The sequence below is a fragment of the Neobacillus sp. S1227 genome (genome assembly GCF_055385255.1).
Map to the genome: position 1 here is coordinate 5482387 of NZ_AP038276.1, position 17713 is coordinate 5500099.

A 17713-nucleotide genomic window follows, 5' to 3' on the forward strand; every position below is an offset into this window, starting at 1 on the left:
GTAAATCAGCTATCCTCGGACAAGAATGCAGAACGGGTATGTTCCCACAAATTAATATTCACAATCGGACGGACAATTCTCTCCAGCCATCTGGGGGCATTCCCTACCAGTCGTCCTATTCTATGAAGTGCAGTCTCTGAATTTGCGGACGTCAAATTCAAAGGGACCTTATCCTGACTAGTTCGAAGCACAATTGATAAGAGACAATTAGCCCAGTAATCTACGAAATAATTAAACCAATCATACCAACGAAATAAAGTAGATTCATCAGCTGGAACATCATGTGTAGAAGGGTTCGTGAGAACCGACTCTATACACTCTGCCTTATATCTTTTATATGGAACTAAGAAATCTGGTAATTCATGATGAATCCGGCCGCATTGATCACACCCTAATCGCCGAATATTATATACTATTGTCTCTCCAGAACATTCTCTTGATTTTCTTTCTCTAGTACCAATTACGCTCATGCTTTTCCCACAACAGGGCGAAGGAATCCTCCCCGCACCTCTAACCAAAAACTCCATTGTTTTCAATTATTTTATAATCTGATACAATAATCATATGGGTTTTTTAGGGGACGTCTCCTGTATATCTGTTGGCGCAGATATACATTATGGGAGGCGTCTTTTCCTTTCTCCAGAATTATTAATGTTGAAATGTTTCGAATTATGTATACATGGACATTATAACCGTCTAATTCTGGACAGGCAACACCGTCAACTTTCGGTCATATTGGGATGGCAATAACAAAGTCCCTTTAAACCAATACTATATGCTTTTACTGTCATAAAAGATTAACTCCCTGCTTTATTTGATTTCCTATAGATAACTCATGTTTACTGGGATGTAGTTTGGAAGAAAGGCTGTGCTCCTTCAACAAAACGGCGGTAGTGCTCTTTCTGCGGATTCGAAAAATGTGATAGTATTTTCGTGGTGGTAACGTGAGGATCTTCGATTTCCGTAACATAAGCATTATAGCTGCTCCAGCGGTAATCATTAGGGAACTTGACCATGTTTGCTTCGACAGGATTCAAATGAATATATCTGCTAACTTCAAGTAAATATTCTGCAGTATCAATCAATTCCGCACCATACCTCCCCTGAAAAACATGGCCAACCAGATGATGACGTTTATTAAAATACATGGCATAACGGGAATTTAGCATTTTCATAAAATCTTTGGGATGATGGTTAATCGTTTCGATTTGAAGATGAATGTGATTGGTCATAAGACAGTAGGCGTGGAGATGAAAAGGAAAATATTTGCGGGATTCTTCTAAAATCTTTAAGTACTCCTCACGGTCAAAATCATCATAAAAAATAGAAGCCCTCCGATTTCCCCGATTCGTAATATGATACCTGGCCCCGGGGAACCAAACGCGGTGATCTCTCGACAACTGACATCGCACCTCTTTCTTGAAAAATAAAATGACAAAATACATAATTCAACAAAATCCTCCGATCCCCTTCCTAATTTAACCACCAAATTTGACAAATTCACGAACAAAAAAATAGGGCCATGCCCTATGCATAGCCCTCACACTTTAACGCTTTAAACTTTAGCTGAGTGGGGGTCTGACCCCACTAGCCTGTTTATTTGGATTTGGTTTGGAAGAACGGTTGCCGATCCTTCAATAAAACGGCGGTAGTGTTCTTTCTGTGGCTCCGAAAAATGCGATAGTATTTTCGTGGTGGTAACATGAGGATCTTGAATTTCCGTAACATAAGCATGGTAGCTGCTCCAGCGGTATTCTTCAGGAAACTTGACCATGTTCGCTTCGACCGGATTCAAATGAATATATCTACTTACTTCAAGTAAATATTCTGCAGTATCAATCAGTTCCGCTCCATACCTTCCCTGAAAAACATGGCCAACCAGGTGATGACGTTTATTAAAATACATGGCATAACGGGAATTTAGCATTTTCATAAAATCTTTGGGATGATGGTTAATCGTTTCGATTTGAAGATGAATGTGATTGGTCATAAGACAGTAGGCGTGGAGATGAAAAGGAAAATATTTGCGGGATTCTTCTAAAATCTTTAAGTACTCCTCACGGTCAAAATCATCATAAAAAATAGAAGCCCTCCGATTTCCCCGATTCGTAATATGATACCTGGCCCCGGGGAACCAAACGCGGTGATCTCTCGACAACTGACATCGCACCTCTTTCTTGAAAAATAAAATGACAAAATACATAATTCAACAAAATCCTCCGATCCCCTTCCTAATTTAACCACCAAATTTGACAAATTCACGAACAAAAAAATAGGGCCATTCCCTATGCATAACCCTCACACTTTAACGCTTTAAACTTTAGCTGAGTGGGGGTCTGACCCCCGAATTTTCCGAAAAAAGGTTAAGTTCCTTCAACAAAGCGGCGGTAATTCTCTTTCTGTGGATCTGGAAAATGCGATAATATTTTCGTGGTAGTCACATGAGGATCTTTGATTTCCGTCACATAGGCATTGTAGCTGCTCCAGCGGTATTCTTCAGGAAACTTGACCATGTTTGCTTCGACAGGATTCAAATGAATATATCTGCTAACTTCAAGTAAATATTCTGCAGTATCAATCAATTCCGCACCATACCTCCCCTGAAAAACATGGCCAACCAGGTGATGGCGCTTATTAAAATACATGGCATAGCGAGAATTTAGCATTTTCATGAAATCTTTTGGATGATGGTTGATCGTTTCGATTTGAAGGTGAATGTGATTGGTCATAAGACAGTAGGTGTGGAGATGAAAAGGAAAATATTTGCGGGTTTCTTCTAAAATCTTTAAGTACTCTTCTCGGTCAAAATCATCATAAAAAATAGCAGCCCTCCGATTTCCCCGATTCGTAATATGATACTTGGCTCTGGGAAACCAAATACGGTGATCTCTCGACAACTGACATCGCACCTCTCTTGTAATATAAATTGACAAAATACATAATTCAACAAAATCCTCCAATCCCCTCCCCAATCTAACCGCCAAATTTGACAATTTCACGAACAAAATAAAGTCATGCCCTTTTCCACAACCCTCACACTTTAACGCTTTAAACTTTAGCTGAGTGGGGATCTGACCCCAGATTCTCCAAGTGATTTTAAACTGGCTGAGGAAAAACTAATCGATAGACTAGAACAGTCCATGAATGATCCAGAAAAGCTTATGTTCCGAACATATCTAGATTTTGGAAAGAAGCATCTTAGAAATAGTATGCCTGCCTATATCCCACAACCATATTTGAAATATGACCCCTATACATTTAAAGAGCGGAATGGTATTAAAGATTTAGAGAGGGAGATAATGGAGAAGCATCACCAAAGCTGTATGCTGAAATGGTTAAAGAAGATAGGGAAGATAAATTAATGGGGTATGAAGTTTTTAGATTCGGCGGAGTTGAATTCTGTGGTAACAATGAAAGGGAATTCCAAGAAGTAAAGGAAAATCTAAATAATTTCTTTCATAGATTATTTAAGCGCTATGGTTTGTTATAAATTAATTATAGAATTAAATTCAGGAATAAATTCGAAGGCCTAGGAAACTAAATCCTTGGCCTTATTCTAATTATCTCAATTAATTGAAGCTGTTTATATTTTTTTACTACTTCCACAAAGATTAGCTCACTCTTAAAATAAAGGAAAACTTCAAATTAAAAATTGGACTTTAAAGTATTGGAGTAGGTTTCCCAGTACTTTCATTCACCGCATTGTCATACAATTTATCCATTCCATTTTTAAAATCATTCCAATTAGGATTAGAGCTCTTCTCATGATTTGTCAAAAAGTAATGGAACCTATAAAGTAATCGCATCTCTTTTGCATCTGCCATTCGCATTTTATACAAATAATATATAATTTCGTATAGCTTTATAGTAATCAATGAATCTAGGTTAGTTTCTAGGCTGTCTGCATGTTCTACTAATCTTAAAGCATTAGAATCATTCGAACAAAAATAAAGCATGTCTTTTACATAGATATGGGCAAGTGATTTTACTTCCCCGCGATCATCTTTATTATCTATTTCAGGTTCGTAATTAGTTGGTGCTGCAATTTTCCGCTCTACACTTTTACGAAGAGATTCTTCTTCAGTTGTCAGATCTTCATCTTTTAAAACCATTAATACTTGTTGCTGTATCTTTTGATCAATATAATTTCCAAGGCTAGGTTTAACAGAAACTTCATCATACACAGCTTGGTGAATCGCTAAGTAAGGAAAAGTCTTAAACAAGGGCTCTAACCAAATTCTTTTGTAGAAAGGAAAATCTAAGACTGCACTTGAAGTGACTTTGGATCTATCTGATGGTACTAGCAGGTTAGCATCAAGAGGAAGTATTTGATAATAATCGTTAATTAATGAAAGTAATGCTTCATTTCGATTTACCAAATCAACCTTCATCGTCTTCTTCTAACTCCCTCATTAGTTCATCCATAACATTTACATGCCCTTCTTCGGCAAAGCCAAACTCTCCTAATCTCTTTCCAAAAAGCGATAAATCGTCTGCTAATTCATCTACCCCAACAAAAGCGCCCTCAAAGTTTTGCAACATAAGCTCTAAAAAGCGAGCATCTGCTCCAATTTTCCTTGTCTTCTTGTTCAGTAATATAAAAAGGTCTGAGTCATAACTCATAGCAATTCTATAGTAAATACTAGCTTCATCCCTAACATCTTGTGACCATAACGATTGAAATAGCTTTTCATCTGTTAAAGCATTTACTTCTGTTAGTCGACGAACAATTGCTTTATAAGGCAATTTATAATCTAAATGAAGTCTTGCTATAAAACGTAACAAAGTTGGGAAACTCCATTTGTCTATATTTAATTCATAATTGTTTTTTTCATAGATCTCTTCTATAAGAGACTTTGAAGGAAGTAAAAAAGATGCTGCAAAGTGGTTTGCCTTTAGCTCTCTTAAACCGTCTGCATTCTCTATTCCACGGCAAAGATAAACTTCATTTGTATTTTCAAAATGGTGATATAATTCATGAGCTATTGAAAATAGTTGTGAATCATAATGCTGTGCAGTATTAACACCAATAAAGGAAAGATTATTTCCATTCTTCTCCTTCGAGGATAAATAAATCGCAGAAAGAGGTTCCTCATCTGTTTTAGGATCCTTTGGTAAATAGAGCATATTTATATTTAATTGTGCTACTAACTGTAATATCCCATCACCAAGGGGACCTGTTCCTAAATCATACATATTCCGTTTTTGCTCGACTAACTTTTCTAGTTCGTACCGTTCCTTAGAGTTCAGTAGAAGCTTCATTATTCATCGCATTCCTTATTCTTGTATGTTTTCTGAGACATAACATCATCGATATCATGTCTTCTAGCCATTCTTTTTCATTAGATGTTTGGGCTTCTCCCATCATAGCAACAAATACATTTCTTTCTTCTTTTTCCTCTGAAATATCATTTAAATCGAAATTCAATACTTCCATGAGGCTATTTAGTTGGCTGATTGATGGAATATGCTTTTTATTTTCTATTCGTCCTATTATCAGTCGGTTGATTTTTGTTTTTTCACCTAATTCTTCTTGAGTATACCCTTTTTCGGTTCGTTTCTCTTCAATTAAGCTGCCGAGTTTTTCGGCTGATATCTTTTTCATAGTATCTCCTCCGATCAAAATGATACTATACGTATCACGAGATATCAATGTCTTTATAACTATGATATCATAAATATCAAAATTTAAATATCTTTTATCAACTTTCCTTATACACTTTATCATTCCCCCAAAAAATACTTATAAATTTATTATCCGTATATGATTGCAATTAAACAAAAGGAAATAGATATTCATCTTCTTTATCTTTCAAGGGATATTCTTTTCATATTATCCTTAACAATAGGCTCGTTTACCAGTTTAGTGAGGGATTATCATTATATATAATGTACTTTAATTTACTATATGTTTTGTTCAAATTATTTAATTACATTATTTTTTATTTCATTAAATTCTGATAGTGAGATACCTTTAATGTTATTGCCATCCTAAAATGACCGAAAGTTGACGGTATTGCCTGTCCAGAATTAGACGGTTATAAAGTCTATGTATACATAATTCGAAACATTTCGGCATTTATAATTCTGGAGAAAGGAAAAGACGCCTCCCTTAAATTGATACATTCATAGTGCCAGGAGGCGTGCGTGTTTATATGCGTTCTTTGATTGGGGGCTTACCAAAAAATTGGGCTATGCCCTATGCACACCCTTACACTTTAACGCTTTAAACTTTAGCCTAGTGGGGGTCTGACCCCATAGCCCCGCGCATGAGGGGTGTATCTCGCAATCTAAGACGTTTTCCCTTTATAAGATTGCAGCAGTTTCTCGCACGATCTCCTTTAGGAATTCTAGTATATTTCAAGAAGAGTTCCATGATTATCACTTCCCTTCCAAAACGGAAGAAAAGCGACAACCAACCACCCCATCAATATTCAGATACAACTCAATCGTATCATTGTATCCCCATCTAACAAACTAACAACCTTCGACAAAATCCGGGGCGTGACAGGCACCGAAATTTAAATTTAATCTTAAATTTAATCTAATATATATTCTATAAAGTCTCTTACGGCTCCTTCTCCTCCTTTATATTCACTAATAAAGTCTACTTCAGTTTGCACCTTATTTACTGCATCTGCAGGGCACCCCGTTAATCCACATAACACAATACATTCTAAATCATTTTCATCGTCACCTATATAAGCTATTTCATCAAATGTACACTGGTATTTTTGACTAACATTTTTCATACAGGATAATTTATCATGTACCCCTTGATACACTTCAGTTATATTAAGCTCCTTAGCTCTAATAGAAACAATATCCGAATTGCGACCGGTAATAATAACAGGTATTATTTCATTTTCATGCAACTTTGAAATACCTAACCCATCCTTAACATTAAAGGCCTTCATAGATTCTTCCAGAGGACCTAAGTATATTTTACCATCAGTAAGTGTTCCATCTACATCCAAAACTAACAGTTTAACGTTTTTCATTATTTGTACTCACTTAAAAACTTTTGATATAACTCTTCCACATATGGCTTTCGGCACTTTGTCCTCATTTCTGTAGGGATCATCTTAATATAATCTTCAAACTCAGAAACCGATAGATCATGTTCTTCTAACAAGTATGTTGCAAAATTTGGATGGCAATGATATAAAGCAGTAATATAAAAGTATGGTGAATAGCCCCATTCCTTTTGCATTTTAATTGGCATAATAAAATTACTAATTAAATCTAAAATAATTCCTAAATCATACTTATCACCTAAAAACTTATTATAATAATTAGCAATTAACTCTGTATTTAAATTACCTGCACCTCTTCCCATTCCATATAGGGATGCATCAATTATCAAATTCCTATTCGTTTCATATTCTAGAATATCTTGGGCAGTAATAAATGCTAGTTGCATATTATTATGTGAATGAAAGCCAACCTTAACATCATTATCGAGAGTATTGTTGAGAATTCTAAAATACCTTCTAAAGTCCTCTTTAATCATATATCCAAAACTATCAACAATAGCAACCGCATATGGTTCTAACTTGGCAATTTTTTTTGATAATAGGGCATATTCATCAAGCGAATAATCTATTGTAACCATCGGCTGTACAAATAATTTATATCCATTTTCTTTTACTGTCTTACACAATTCTAGGGCTTCTTCAATTTGATGCTTATAGAAAACCACTCGAATACCGTCAATAGAACTTCCGGTGAATGGTGTTATATCCTCTGGTTTAAACTGCTGGATGTCAGCCATAGCTAAAATTAATGTTTCTTTTCTTTCCTTTGGAATAAATTCAGCTATTTGTTCAATATTATTAAAAATTGCTTTATTTGCTTCATATTCTTTATTATTTAAATAACCGATTTCTACAAAGTCAAGATTTGCTTCTATTAGATTTTTCACCATATCTTTAATTACAGAATCCTCAAATTGCCAATTTGTTATATAACCTCCATCCCTTAAAGTACAATCTAATAAGTTAAACTTATCCATATTTATCTTCTCCTTGTTATTTAAAATTTTGCATTAAGCATTAATTCAGCTAAACTAAAATCTTCAGGATTATTTATATCAACAGCTTCCTTTATTGTAACTTCTCTGATATACGGCTTATTACCAATCCTTCTTCTTAACTCTACAAACACCTCCTTATTGAATACATAAATGCCAGAAGTTTCACGATATATAGGTATAAGATCTTGACTTCGTGGAAGGTTTGTAGCGTCAAAATTTATTGGTTGATTATCCTGCCATAAATAATCTTGGATCTTGGCAGCGGTAAAGGAGGAATCATAATCACCAGAAATTACACTTTTGATGCAATCATTAATAATCTCAGTTGTAATAAAAGGAGCTGTTGCATGAGCTAAGACATAGACATCTGCATCTATTTCTCCAGAAAAGCTTTCAAAGATTTGTGTAAAATTTGATGTAGGTTCGTCCAGAACTTTATCTCTTTTTAAAAATTGAGCTTTACCTATTAAGTAATCATTTATTTCATGGTCACTGCAATAAACGAATACATCAGATATAATATTTGATTTATCTAATGAATTTAGAATATATTGAATTAATGGTTGCTCACCCAAAACTTTTGTGTTCTTGCCTGGTAATCTTTCGTTATTTAATTTTATAGGAACTAAAGCTACAACCTTTTTATTATTCATGGTAAACTCCTCTTCTTATTCTTATATAATATTTTACAACAATGATTATTAATGATTATTGAAAAAGGTGAAGAATCTTTTACTTTTTAGTGAAATTATTGTGTACAAAACCATACCAATAATTGCAAGACTCCATCTAACAATAACATTATCCATTAATATATAAGATATACATACTGCAAAGAACATTATAACAATTGGTTTTAGGTATATTTTAAAGGGAAATAACTGATTATTTAGCTTGCGAGCTGAATGATAATGAATGAGAAAAGATATAATATATGCTACTACTGTTGTATAGGCTGCTGCAATATATCCATATCGTGGTATAAATATAAAGTTCAGTATTAAATTTATCGCTGCAGCTATTACTGTATTGATTGCTATTATTTTTGTAGATTTATAATAGTATTCCAAATCAACTGAAATTGAATACAAAAATATAAAGAAAGATGCAAGTAAGATAGGTGCTATTAGAATTTTGCCACTCCAATACTCAGGTGGGGACATTATTTCAAGGATTTCTGGTCCTATTACAAGCAAGACTATCATCACTATCATTATTATCTCAATATATAATTTTACAAATTTATTAATTAGATCTGTTTCTCCACTTTGCAATTTTTTATTAAACCAAGGAATCCAAACACTACCAAGTGATGATGTTACCACTAAGGCAATCATGCTAAAACTATAAACAAGACTGTATATACCCGTTTCCGAAGCATTGCGATATACCGTTATCATAGTTCTATCAGAAGCATTTAAAACATTCATAGATAGGCCATGGAATATTAACGGCACAGATAATGATAGTGCATACTTCCAGAACTTTTTATTAATAAACTTTTTACCTTTTGCAAAATATTGTATTAAGTAAAAAGTTCCTATTAATGAAGTAATAAGAACGTAAGGTATAATTCTCCCAAGAAATAAATTATTTCCCATATTCATTAGAAGAACAATTGATAAAATTGCAACTAAAGTATTTGGTATGGCTAATAATAACGTTCTTTTAATAAAGTCCAAAGACATCATATATTTAATAGTTACAGTATTAATAATAAACGTCATAAAAGATTGAATTAAACATAAAATTACTAGTGAAATATCTAGTTGTTCAAAAAAGTAAAAGCAAATAAAAATAATTATTGCTGAAGTAACTAAAAAGTTTAGAAGTGATAAAAAAAGAATTGAAGAAATATATTCTTCTAAATGATTTTTAAAATCCATATAGGCATTTCGTAATGAACTACCTAACGAAAGCCCTACTATCAATGATAGTATTGAGACCCAAGACATATAAGTATTTACTATTCCATAATCTGAAGAAGACATTAATCTTGTGAAAATAGGGATAGTAAAAAAAACTATTGCCTTGTCAAAGATATTTCCAAATAGGTAAAATACACCAGCCAATGTATTTTTATTTTTTATTAAACTATCTATTGGTTTCATTTTTTCTCCTTAAGGCCTAACACTTCATCTAAATCAACACGAGGAAATACTTCTAACATTCCACCCCGAGTAGCATTATAAATTTCTATATCTTTATTATCAGCATAAGATTTAGCCACTTTGTACGCTGTTATCATACGTTCTCCCGCACTTTTATATGTCGGATCAAAATGACCCGATTCAATAAAGTGTTGTTTGTTTTTATCACTAGAATAGTTAGTATCAGCACCTAGAAGATATATTTCTTTAAAGCCCATATAAATAGCAATTTGAATTAATGAATAGGTAATTGTATATCCATCATAAACTTTATAATAACAATCATCACTAAACTTTGAGAAGTAACCAAGATTATATCTAGAATGATATGAGTGGTAACTTAAATTTAGAGGAAATATCCCCCACTCTTTGGGCAAATCATATTTATTATAAATATTACTACTAACAAAAACATTCTTCTTAAGATACTTTCTTAAACTTCCTTTCACCTTCTCATAAACATGTTCATCTTGTATTCCAAAATACGTAGGGCGAAAATCTGTTTTGTCGAAAGCCAAACATAATGAGTTCATTCCAATGGTATATTCATTTTTTAGTTTTTCAACATCTTCAAGGGTAAGGCTTGGACCTGTAGCAATAATAAAACAACGTTCTCCTTTATGAACATCTTTATATTGTTTAATCTTTTTATACCTATTACTTGCAAGCCCTAATCTTCTCAGGAAAGCTAGGGATTCAAAAGATAAAGTTTTAGTATATGTCTGAATCCTTCTCATATATCGGAATAGGAGTTTTATAACACTATAATTTTGTTCCAATATCCTAATCTTAGATGAAAGCATACTATTCCTCCAGAACTGGAATTTAATCAAATATCCTAAAAACAAGATTTATTTTATAATTCCGCTTGATTATTATTTGTACTATTTTAATTTGCATAGTTTTCCTAAAATAAATTAATCCCTAAAATAATTACTTTTTATCCATTTTCTTGTCCAGCCAATCACTTGTTTCACCAATTATCCTAGCAGGGTTACCTACCACAATTGAATTGTCCGGGATATTTCCTTTAACCACACTACAAGCACCCACAAGTACATTTTCTCCAATAATTGTACCTGGCAATAATGAAGACCTTGCTCCTATAAAACTATTCTTTCCTATAGTAATTCCTTCAAGAATTAATAAATTATCATCTTTATCTATTTCTTCTAATTTCCTTTTATATCTAAGATCCAGGCCCTTATACACAGTGTGCATTGAATAATCGTGTGTCAAGAGCATAACTTCTCTAGATATTGTAACATTATCTCCGATTGTAATTTTAGAATAATCCTTTCCATCAAGATACACATCATTAGATATAAAATTAGGTGTTCCATGAATATTTATTCCTATTTTAATTAAATATTTTACATAAAGTTTCATATAAAGGTCTGCGTTAATATACATAATTTTTTGAATTAAAATCCTTATTAAAACTGAAATAATCTTACTAACTTTATTCATCTTCGCACTCCTTAAAATGAACTAAAAGCTAATTCAGGAAACATTTAATGTGTTTTTTGAATGTGATAAATACAAAATAGGTACAAATTATTATATTATAGATAATAAATTCAAGTACTATTATATTTTTAATTTCCTAGAGAATTTTGAAATTATGATTAATGGTATGAAAATGTTAAAAAATTGGCTCAAAAATATCGTTAAATTATACATTATTGGTGTAATTGAAAGTAATAATAATAAAAATGAAAAAGAAACTATTTTCCAAATATCGTTTTCAATTTTTATTTTATTGTTGATTTTTATTGCTAAACATGCAAATATTGCAGGAAGAATTGGTGCAAACAAGGAGCCTAAATAATGTTGAGATTGGCTAATAAAAGGTATTATTTGGCCTGAAACTGAATTTTGTTGATTATAAATAATTACCAATCTTAGATCTTCTAAACTAAAAAAACTACCTCTAAATGGAATTGATGAGTATATGTCAAAAAATAAGGTTTTCAGTTTATTTGGATTAACTACATTAAATGCTGCAGCTATATTGGCTAAACCCGGAAAATATGCTTGGATAGCTTCGGAAATAGATTCAAATCCCTTCGAACCAGTCCAATTCGAAAATGCATCAATTTTTAATATCATAATGTAGATAAATGCTGCTATACCAATTAGTGCAAAAAAATTAAATATTATACTTCTCTTTGTTGGATACAAAATTGATAGTATTATTGCGGAGACAACTATACCAAATATAGACTCAGCATTAGTAGCACTCACTACCAAAAGATTTAACAGGATAAAGGGGATAGAATATACTAATCCCACAGTTCTTTCCCCTACCTTATTTCGAATCTTTACCATAAAATAAGTTGGTACAAAATACCTCATAAAGCCAACTGCTATTACAAAGAGTGTCATAAGTGGTCTTTTTATACCACCACGCTGCACTATACTATCGTAATCATATGAAACCTCAACAATATTCCCTTCATTACTAAATACAGTAGTATATAAAGACTTAATTTCGGGTATATATAAAACAACAAACACCAAGTATCCTATTATTATCCAAAAAATAAATTTAAATGTTCTGCTTGATATACGATTTTCAATTTTCAAATCTTTAGGCCTTTTTATTTCAAAATGTTTTCCTCTGGTGTTCATATATAGTAATAAAACTGTATATACAAAAAGCACTTCATATATCATTAACGCTATAGATAAATTAACATTTCCTTCAGAATTCATAAAAAACATCGACTTGTAATTACCAAATTTTAAAGTTAATGGCCCAATAACGTTTCTAATAAAATACCCACCCATAATAAAACAAACAGCTAAATTATTACTCCACTGTCTATAAAGCCTAAAAAACATTAAGCTTATTAACCCAAAAGATAATGGCAATAAGGGTAAATAGGCATAATATTGTGGTCTTGAGGCATCTATTGCTATTAATAAAGATGTAATAATACTAATTAAACAGATTGAAATAACAAGGAATATCGTTCTACTTTTATTAGAAATTTTTGTGTTCATTTAATGTAACCTCTTATTATCTATTACCATTTAATAACCCAATATATATATTTTCTAGTTCCTCTGTAGAACTCTTAATATCATAGCCTGCTTTAACGATATAATTTCTTGTATTTTCCCTGTCATATTTAGACGTATAATCTAATATTCTTTTACACCAATACTCGGGTCCTTTTTCTAGCGGTAAAAACTCAACTAAATTTGTCACTTCTACCTCTCTTGGGATAGCATCTGATGCTACACATTTTAATCCTGAACATTGCGCCTCAATTAACGAAATTCCTAACCCTTCAAAGATTGAGGGGAATACAAATAAATCAATAGCCTGTAATAATTCATTTATATCATCTCTTGCCCCTAATAAAATAACATTATTTTCTATTCCTAAATCAATTATTTGGGATTTTAACTCAGCTTCTAATTCTCCATCTCCTACTATTAGAAGCATAACATTCTTCTTTTTATTCGAAATTAATTTAAATGTATCTAGCAAAAATTTATGGTTTTTTTGTGGATTTAGCCTACCCACATTTCCTATTACAAATTTATCCTCTAAACCCAAATTTTTTCTAACCTTCAGTCTAACATCCTCATTATAAATAAACTTGTCTATGTTTATACCATTTTTAAAAATTTTAAAATCTGAAGTTTTACCAAACAGTTTTTTACCTGCTTCCTCTGAACATGCTAGTAATTTATTTGGTAAAACTTTAAATAAAAATCTAATGAAAGGAACAAGTCTTTCGTTCTTCCGAAAATTTGTGTTATGTGAATGACAAATAATTGATGGTGTACCAGCGATTTTGCCAGCTATAGCAGATAAGATTGAAGTTTCATTTGTATGAGCATGAATAATATCATACTTATTTGTTTTTAGTATCTTGTATATTTGAAAAATATTCCTTATAATTCCTTTTCCACTTCTTTCGATATAGAAAATGTCTGAACCATACTTTTCAATTAGATTTTTACGACTATGATCTAACCCATTAAATAGAACAAAATCAATTTTAAATTTTGAATGGTCAATATTTACTAAGATATTTGCAACAACACTTTCAACACCACCAGAGCCAAATGCTCCAAGAACGTATAATATTTTCATTTGTTTGATAATAATCTTCTCCTTTTGAAGCCATTATAAAGGAGCAATACAATAGGTAATTGCTTCTACTTTGTTGTAAATTGCATTTAGGCTTTAAGTAGCTTTTATAAATTCACGTACTTTATTGTTGAATTTTAAATTATCTTCATTAACAACATTGATAAATGTCTCACAATTTTTATTGAATTTCCTCCAGTCTATTGTAATATAATAATTAAATAATTTATCACAAGCATTTATATCATCTATATTAAATACATATCCAAAACCATTTTCTACACTTACTTTTTCCATATAAGTACCCGGACAAACTAAAATAGGAGTCCTTAGCTTTGCTGCAAAGTATAATTTATTTGACAGTGCATGATCTAGCAATGGGGTGTTATTTCCGTAAAGGTTATATATAATATCAGTTTCATAATAAAAATCGAGGGTTTTTTCAGTTGGAAACTGATCAATTAATTCAACATTAGATACTTCATTTTTTATACAAAATTCACGGAGTGCAAAAGCATCTTTACCGATAAATCTCAAGAGAAACCTACCATCATTTTTGAATTTAAGAATAGCTCTCTTATTTTGTTCATGAAACCTTATAAGACCAATATAAGAGATAACAATTTTATCCTTCCTTCTTTCTCTCTCCTTGAATTTCCTTATTGTCAAATCGTCAATTTGGGCATCATTGTGAACATAAATATATTCATGGTACGGTAAAAAGTTCTCAAATCCTTTTGATGAAATAACTGTTAATCCAGATTTCTTAATAAGGCTTTTTAGAAGTGAAAAGAACAATGGATTTCTTTCCATAGTATAATCACGTATATCTACAATATACCTTTTCTTATATTGCATCTTTAAGCTTGTTTGTAAAAGAAATGCAGCACTAGTTTGCAACAAAATAACGCAATTATAGTTATTATTCTTTATAATCTTTGATGCAAATCTTTTAAATTTAATATAGCCTAGTGCTTTATTTAACCTTCCTTTTCCTTCTTCCATTTTATATCTGAATGGAAATATTGAGCTTTCATTAAGATGCTCCTCCATTCCATGTCTATCCCAGTAAATTATGTCGAAGTCGCAGTTTAATAAAGAAATATATTTATGGATATATGGACAAAGATACAAATTATTCAAGGATACAAAACATATTTTCTTTTTATCCATTAATTTTTCCCCAAACAACTTTATTTACATAATCTGTATAAGATATAATTATTCTCAAAACTTTAGCTGATACATTTGGCATACTATAATCAGCTACAAGTCTTAGATTTCCCTTTTCTTGAGTCTCAATGACACTTAATCCTTGTAAAATTCTATTCTTCTTTAGACCCACCATCATTACTGAAGCTTCTTCCATTGCCTCCGGCCTCTCGTGAGCTTGTCTAATATTAAGTGCTTTAAATCCAAGAATAGAAGATTCCTCACTTATCGTCCCGCTATCACTTAGCACAGCTTTAGCCTTAAGTTGAAGTTTAACATAATCATTGAATCCTAATGGCTTCATGGTTTTAACCAAAGGATTAAACTCTATTCCTTTAGCTTCAATCATTTTTCTAGTTCTTGGATGAGTGCTCACAATTACAGGCATATTATACTTTTCTGCAATTGCATTTAAACTATCAACAAGATCAAAAAAGTTAGTCTCTGAATTAATATTTTCTTCTCTGTGCGCCGATACAACAAAATACCTTCCTTCTTCAAGGAACAATCTCTCCAAAATATCCGCCATCTCAATATCTTCTTTTCTTGAGTTAAGCACTTCAAACATTGGACTACCAGTCTTAATAATCCTATCAGAAGGAAATCCCTCCCGAAGAAGATACTCTCTGGCAATATCACTATAAGTTAAATTGATATCTGCTGTATGATCAACAATTTTTCTATTTGTTTCTTCAGGTACTCTTTGATCAAAACATCTGTTACCTGCTTCCATATGAAAGATAGGAATTTGTCTTCTTTTTGCAGCAATGGCAGTTAAGCAACTATTTGTATCGCCCAAGACTAAAAAAGCATCTGGCTTTACTTCTTCCATAATTGGATCAATTTTCACCAGAATATTTCCAATGGTTTCTACTGCAGCTCCGGTTGCAGCATTAAGGAAATAGTCAGGCTTTTTTAATTTAAAATCTTTAAAAAACACTTCATTTAATTCATAATCATAATTCTGTCCAGTATGGACTAAGATATGTTCAATAGCCTCTGACTCTTCTAATTTATTTATTACAGACGACAGTCTGATTATTTCAGGTCTTGTTCCAACCACTGTCATGACTTTTAATCTCTTCATATGTTATACCTCCACGAAGTAAGTATCAGGCTTTTCAGGGTCAAAACACTCATTTGCCCACATTACTGTGACCATTTCAGTTTCTCCAACATTCACAATAGAGTGCGAATATCCCGTAGGAATATCGACTACTTGAAGTTTTTCTCCGCTGACCCTGTATTCGATAATTTCGTCAGTACCAATCTTTCTAAATCTAACTAATCCTTCTCCACTTACTACTAAGAATTTTTCATTCTTTGTATGATGCCAGTGATTTCCTTTTGTAATTCCCGGCTTTGATACATTAATCGAAACTTGCCCTCTTTCTGGGGTTCTAAGAAATTCAGTAAAAGAACCCCTATGATCACAATTCATTTTAAGATCATAAGAAAATTCACTCTCTGGTAAAAAGCTTAAATAAGTGCTGTAAAGCTTTTTGGTTAAATCATTTTCCATATTAGGAATAGCTAAATTTTCTCTGCTTTCTTTAAAACTCGTTATCGTATGTGCTAATTCACCAAGTTTTATATTGTGTGATACTGGCACAATACAGTAATCACCCTCAATAGTAGGATTTCCTTCCAGTGCTCTTAAAAACTCGCTCAGAACATCGTCAATATAACTAAGAGTAAGTTCCGCATCTGGATTATTTATCTGAATATCTAAGCCTCTTGCTATATTATGACAATAAGTTGCCACCACTGTATTATAATTAGGCTTACTCCATTTACCAAATAAGTTCGGTAATCTATATACATAAACTTTTGCATCAGTTTCTTTATAATAATTTAATAGTAATTCCTCTCCGGCCTTTTTACTTCTTCCATAAGGATTATCCTTTTCGGCTTGAATAGAAGATGTAATCAGCACAGGAGCTTTATTGCAGGCTTTTTGGAGTAGTTCTATTAATTTGGAAGTTAAGCCAAGGTTGCCTTCCATAAACTCCTCTTCATCTTTTGGTCTATTTACACCAGCAAGATGGAAAACGAAATTGCAATCTTTTGTGAATGTTTCTAGTAAAGAAATGTCAGATTCCCTATTAAATTCATAAATATCGTTGTATCCTTTATTCTTAAGTTCAGCAATAAGATTTTTACCAACAAATCCTTTTGATCCTGTAACTAAAATTTTCATTTTAC

At 32.1% G+C, this 17713-nt stretch carries 19 protein-coding genes; 1 reads left to right on the plus strand and 18 read right to left on the minus strand.

Annotation, left to right across the window (positions count from 1 at the left end; all coding sequences use genetic code 11):
* Positions 1–5: 5 nt before the first annotated feature.
* The 4 genes from ACZ5AE_RS27265 to ACZ5AE_RS27280 all read right to left on the minus strand — a co-directional run bounded on the left by ACZ5AE_RS27265 (position 6) and on the right by ACZ5AE_RS27280 (position 2999).
* Positions 6–527, minus strand: a complete 522-nt coding sequence (locus tag ACZ5AE_RS27265) for a DUF6431 domain-containing protein (RefSeq protein WP_464565676.1) — start codon at positions 525–527, stop codon at positions 6–8.
* A 312-nt stretch (positions 528–839) separates the two neighbouring features.
* Positions 840–1400: a transposase gene (locus ACZ5AE_RS27270; protein WP_464567890.1), complete on the minus strand. Its 561-nt coding sequence runs from the start codon at positions 1398–1400 to the stop codon at positions 840–842.
* Positions 1401–1555: 155 nt separating this feature from the next.
* Entirely contained in the window at positions 1556–2203 is a 648-nt protein-coding gene (locus tag ACZ5AE_RS27275; RefSeq protein ID WP_464567892.1) for a transposase, read from the minus strand.
* 160 nt (positions 2204–2363) lie between these two features.
* On the minus strand, positions 2364–2999 hold the full coding sequence (locus tag ACZ5AE_RS27280; protein WP_464567894.1) for a transposase: 636 nt from the start codon (positions 2997–2999) through the stop codon (positions 2364–2366).
* A 332-nt stretch (positions 3000–3331) separates the two neighbouring features.
* On the opposite strand from ACZ5AE_RS27280, the gene ACZ5AE_RS27285 reads away from it, so the two are divergent.
* Positions 3332–3490 (plus strand): hypothetical protein, encoded by a 159-nt coding sequence (locus ACZ5AE_RS27285; RefSeq protein ID WP_464567896.1) that lies wholly within the window; start codon positions 3332–3334, stop codon positions 3488–3490.
* Between the two features lie 169 nt (positions 3491–3659).
* Here ACZ5AE_RS27285 and ACZ5AE_RS27290 read toward each other — a convergent pair whose 3' ends face one another.
* The 14 genes from ACZ5AE_RS27290 to ACZ5AE_RS27355 all read right to left on the minus strand — a co-directional run bounded on the left by ACZ5AE_RS27290 (position 3660) and on the right by ACZ5AE_RS27355 (position 17708).
* Positions 3660–4391 carry a hypothetical protein gene (locus ACZ5AE_RS27290; protein WP_464567898.1) on the minus strand — a complete coding sequence of 244 codons (732 nt, stop codon included), beginning with the start codon at positions 4389–4391 and terminating at the stop codon, positions 3660–3662.
* Complete coding sequence (locus tag ACZ5AE_RS27295; protein WP_464567900.1) at positions 4381–5196, minus strand: ImmA/IrrE family metallo-endopeptidase; 816 nt, start codon at positions 5194–5196, stop codon at positions 4381–4383. The genes ACZ5AE_RS27290 and ACZ5AE_RS27295 overlap by 11 nt, the downstream gene beginning before the upstream one ends.
* A gap of 43 nt (positions 5197–5239) precedes the next feature.
* Complete coding sequence (locus tag ACZ5AE_RS27300; protein WP_464567902.1) at positions 5240–5605, minus strand: helix-turn-helix domain-containing protein; 366 nt, start codon at positions 5603–5605, stop codon at positions 5240–5242.
* 934 nt (positions 5606–6539) lie between these two features.
* Positions 6540–7001: a KdsC family phosphatase gene (locus ACZ5AE_RS27305; protein ID WP_464567904.1), complete on the minus strand. Its 462-nt coding sequence runs from the start codon at positions 6999–7001 to the stop codon at positions 6540–6542.
* On the minus strand, positions 7001–8014 hold the full coding sequence (locus ACZ5AE_RS27310; protein WP_464567906.1) for an aldolase catalytic domain-containing protein: 1014 nt from the start codon (positions 8012–8014) through the stop codon (positions 7001–7003). Before ACZ5AE_RS27310 ends, ACZ5AE_RS27305 begins: the two co-directional genes overlap by 1 nt.
* A gap of 20 nt (positions 8015–8034) precedes the next feature.
* Positions 8035–8688: an acylneuraminate cytidylyltransferase family protein gene (locus ACZ5AE_RS27315; protein WP_464567908.1), complete on the minus strand. Its 654-nt coding sequence runs from the start codon at positions 8686–8688 to the stop codon at positions 8035–8037.
* A gap of 48 nt (positions 8689–8736) precedes the next feature.
* Positions 8737–10146 carry a lipopolysaccharide biosynthesis protein gene (locus tag ACZ5AE_RS27320; RefSeq protein WP_464567910.1) on the minus strand — a complete coding sequence of 470 codons (1410 nt, stop codon included), beginning with the start codon at positions 10144–10146 and terminating at the stop codon, positions 8737–8739.
* Positions 10143–10922 carry a 6-hydroxymethylpterin diphosphokinase MptE-like protein gene (locus ACZ5AE_RS27325; protein ID WP_464567912.1) on the minus strand — a complete coding sequence of 260 codons (780 nt, stop codon included), beginning with the start codon at positions 10920–10922 and terminating at the stop codon, positions 10143–10145. Before ACZ5AE_RS27325 ends, ACZ5AE_RS27320 begins: the two co-directional genes overlap by 4 nt.
* A gap of 196 nt (positions 10923–11118) precedes the next feature.
* Positions 11119–11655, minus strand: coding sequence for an acyltransferase (locus ACZ5AE_RS27330; protein WP_464567914.1), 537 nt, complete (start codon positions 11653–11655; stop codon positions 11119–11121).
* A 120-nt stretch (positions 11656–11775) separates the two neighbouring features.
* Complete coding sequence (locus tag ACZ5AE_RS27335; protein ID WP_464567916.1) at positions 11776–13194, minus strand: hypothetical protein; 1419 nt, start codon at positions 13192–13194, stop codon at positions 11776–11778.
* A 16-nt stretch (positions 13195–13210) separates the two neighbouring features.
* Positions 13211–14299 carry a glycosyltransferase family 1 protein gene (locus ACZ5AE_RS27340; protein WP_464567918.1) on the minus strand — a complete coding sequence of 363 codons (1089 nt, stop codon included), beginning with the start codon at positions 14297–14299 and terminating at the stop codon, positions 13211–13213.
* A gap of 93 nt (positions 14300–14392) precedes the next feature.
* Positions 14393–15469, minus strand: a complete 1077-nt coding sequence (locus ACZ5AE_RS27345; protein WP_464567920.1) for a glycosyltransferase family protein — start codon at positions 15467–15469, stop codon at positions 14393–14395.
* Positions 15462–16595 (minus strand): non-hydrolyzing UDP-N-acetylglucosamine 2-epimerase, encoded by a 1134-nt coding sequence (wecB, locus tag ACZ5AE_RS27350; RefSeq protein WP_464567922.1) that lies wholly within the window; start codon positions 16593–16595, stop codon positions 15462–15464. Before wecB ends, ACZ5AE_RS27345 begins: the two co-directional genes overlap by 8 nt.
* A 3-nt stretch (positions 16596–16598) precedes the next feature.
* Positions 16599–17708: a capsular polysaccharide biosynthesis protein CapF gene (locus tag ACZ5AE_RS27355; protein ID WP_464567924.1), complete on the minus strand. Its 1110-nt coding sequence runs from the start codon at positions 17706–17708 to the stop codon at positions 16599–16601.
* Positions 17709–17713: the final 5 nt, after the last annotated feature.

What these genes read in the sequence shown, in the direction of transcription:
- ACZ5AE_RS27265 (WP_464565676.1), bottom strand. Translation starts at nt 527, where the DNA reads ATGGAGTTTTTGGTTAGAGGTGCGGGGAGGATTCCTTCGCCCTGTTGT.
- ACZ5AE_RS27275 (WP_464567892.1), bottom strand. Translation starts at nt 2,203, where the DNA reads ATGTATTTTGTCATTTTATTTTTCAAGAAAGAGGTGCGATGTCAGTTG.
- ACZ5AE_RS27285 (WP_464567896.1), top strand. Translation starts at nt 3,332, where the DNA reads ATGGTTAAAGAAGATAGGGAAGATAAATTAATGGGGTATGAAGTTTTT.
- ACZ5AE_RS27290 (WP_464567898.1), bottom strand. Translation starts at nt 4,391, where the DNA reads ATGAAGGTTGATTTGGTAAATCGAAATGAAGCATTACTTTCATTAATT.
- ACZ5AE_RS27295 (WP_464567900.1), bottom strand. Translation starts at nt 5,196, where the DNA reads ATGTATGATTTAGGAACAGGTCCCCTTGGTGATGGGATATTACAGTTA.
- ACZ5AE_RS27300 (WP_464567902.1), bottom strand. Translation starts at nt 5,605, where the DNA reads ATGAAAAAGATATCAGCCGAAAAACTCGGCAGCTTAATTGAAGAGAAA.
- ACZ5AE_RS27305 (WP_464567904.1), bottom strand. Translation starts at nt 7,001, where the DNA reads ATGAAAAACGTTAAACTGTTAGTTTTGGATGTAGATGGAACACTTACT.
- ACZ5AE_RS27310 (WP_464567906.1), bottom strand. Translation starts at nt 8,014, where the DNA reads ATGGATAAGTTTAACTTATTAGATTGTACTTTAAGGGATGGAGGTTAT.
- ACZ5AE_RS27315 (WP_464567908.1), bottom strand. Translation starts at nt 8,688, where the DNA reads ATGAATAATAAAAAGGTTGTAGCTTTAGTTCCTATAAAATTAAATAAC.
- ACZ5AE_RS27320 (WP_464567910.1), bottom strand. Translation starts at nt 10,146, where the DNA reads ATGAAACCAATAGATAGTTTAATAAAAAATAAAAATACATTGGCTGGT.
- ACZ5AE_RS27325 (WP_464567912.1), bottom strand. Translation starts at nt 10,922, where the DNA reads ATGAGAAGGATTCAGACATATACTAAAACTTTATCTTTTGAATCCCTA.
- ACZ5AE_RS27330 (WP_464567914.1), bottom strand. Translation starts at nt 11,655, where the DNA reads ATGAATAAAGTTAGTAAGATTATTTCAGTTTTAATAAGGATTTTAATT.
- ACZ5AE_RS27335 (WP_464567916.1), bottom strand. Translation starts at nt 13,194, where the DNA reads ATGAACACAAAAATTTCTAATAAAAGTAGAACGATATTCCTTGTTATT.
- ACZ5AE_RS27340 (WP_464567918.1), bottom strand. Translation starts at nt 14,299, where the DNA reads ATGAAAATATTATACGTTCTTGGAGCATTTGGCTCTGGTGGTGTTGAA.
- ACZ5AE_RS27345 (WP_464567920.1), bottom strand. Translation starts at nt 15,469, where the DNA reads ATGGATAAAAAGAAAATATGTTTTGTATCCTTGAATAATTTGTATCTT.
- wecB (WP_464567922.1), bottom strand. Translation starts at nt 16,595, where the DNA reads ATGAAGAGATTAAAAGTCATGACAGTGGTTGGAACAAGACCTGAAATA.
- ACZ5AE_RS27355 (WP_464567924.1), bottom strand. Translation starts at nt 17,708, where the DNA reads ATGAAAATTTTAGTTACAGGATCAAAAGGATTTGTTGGTAAAAATCTT.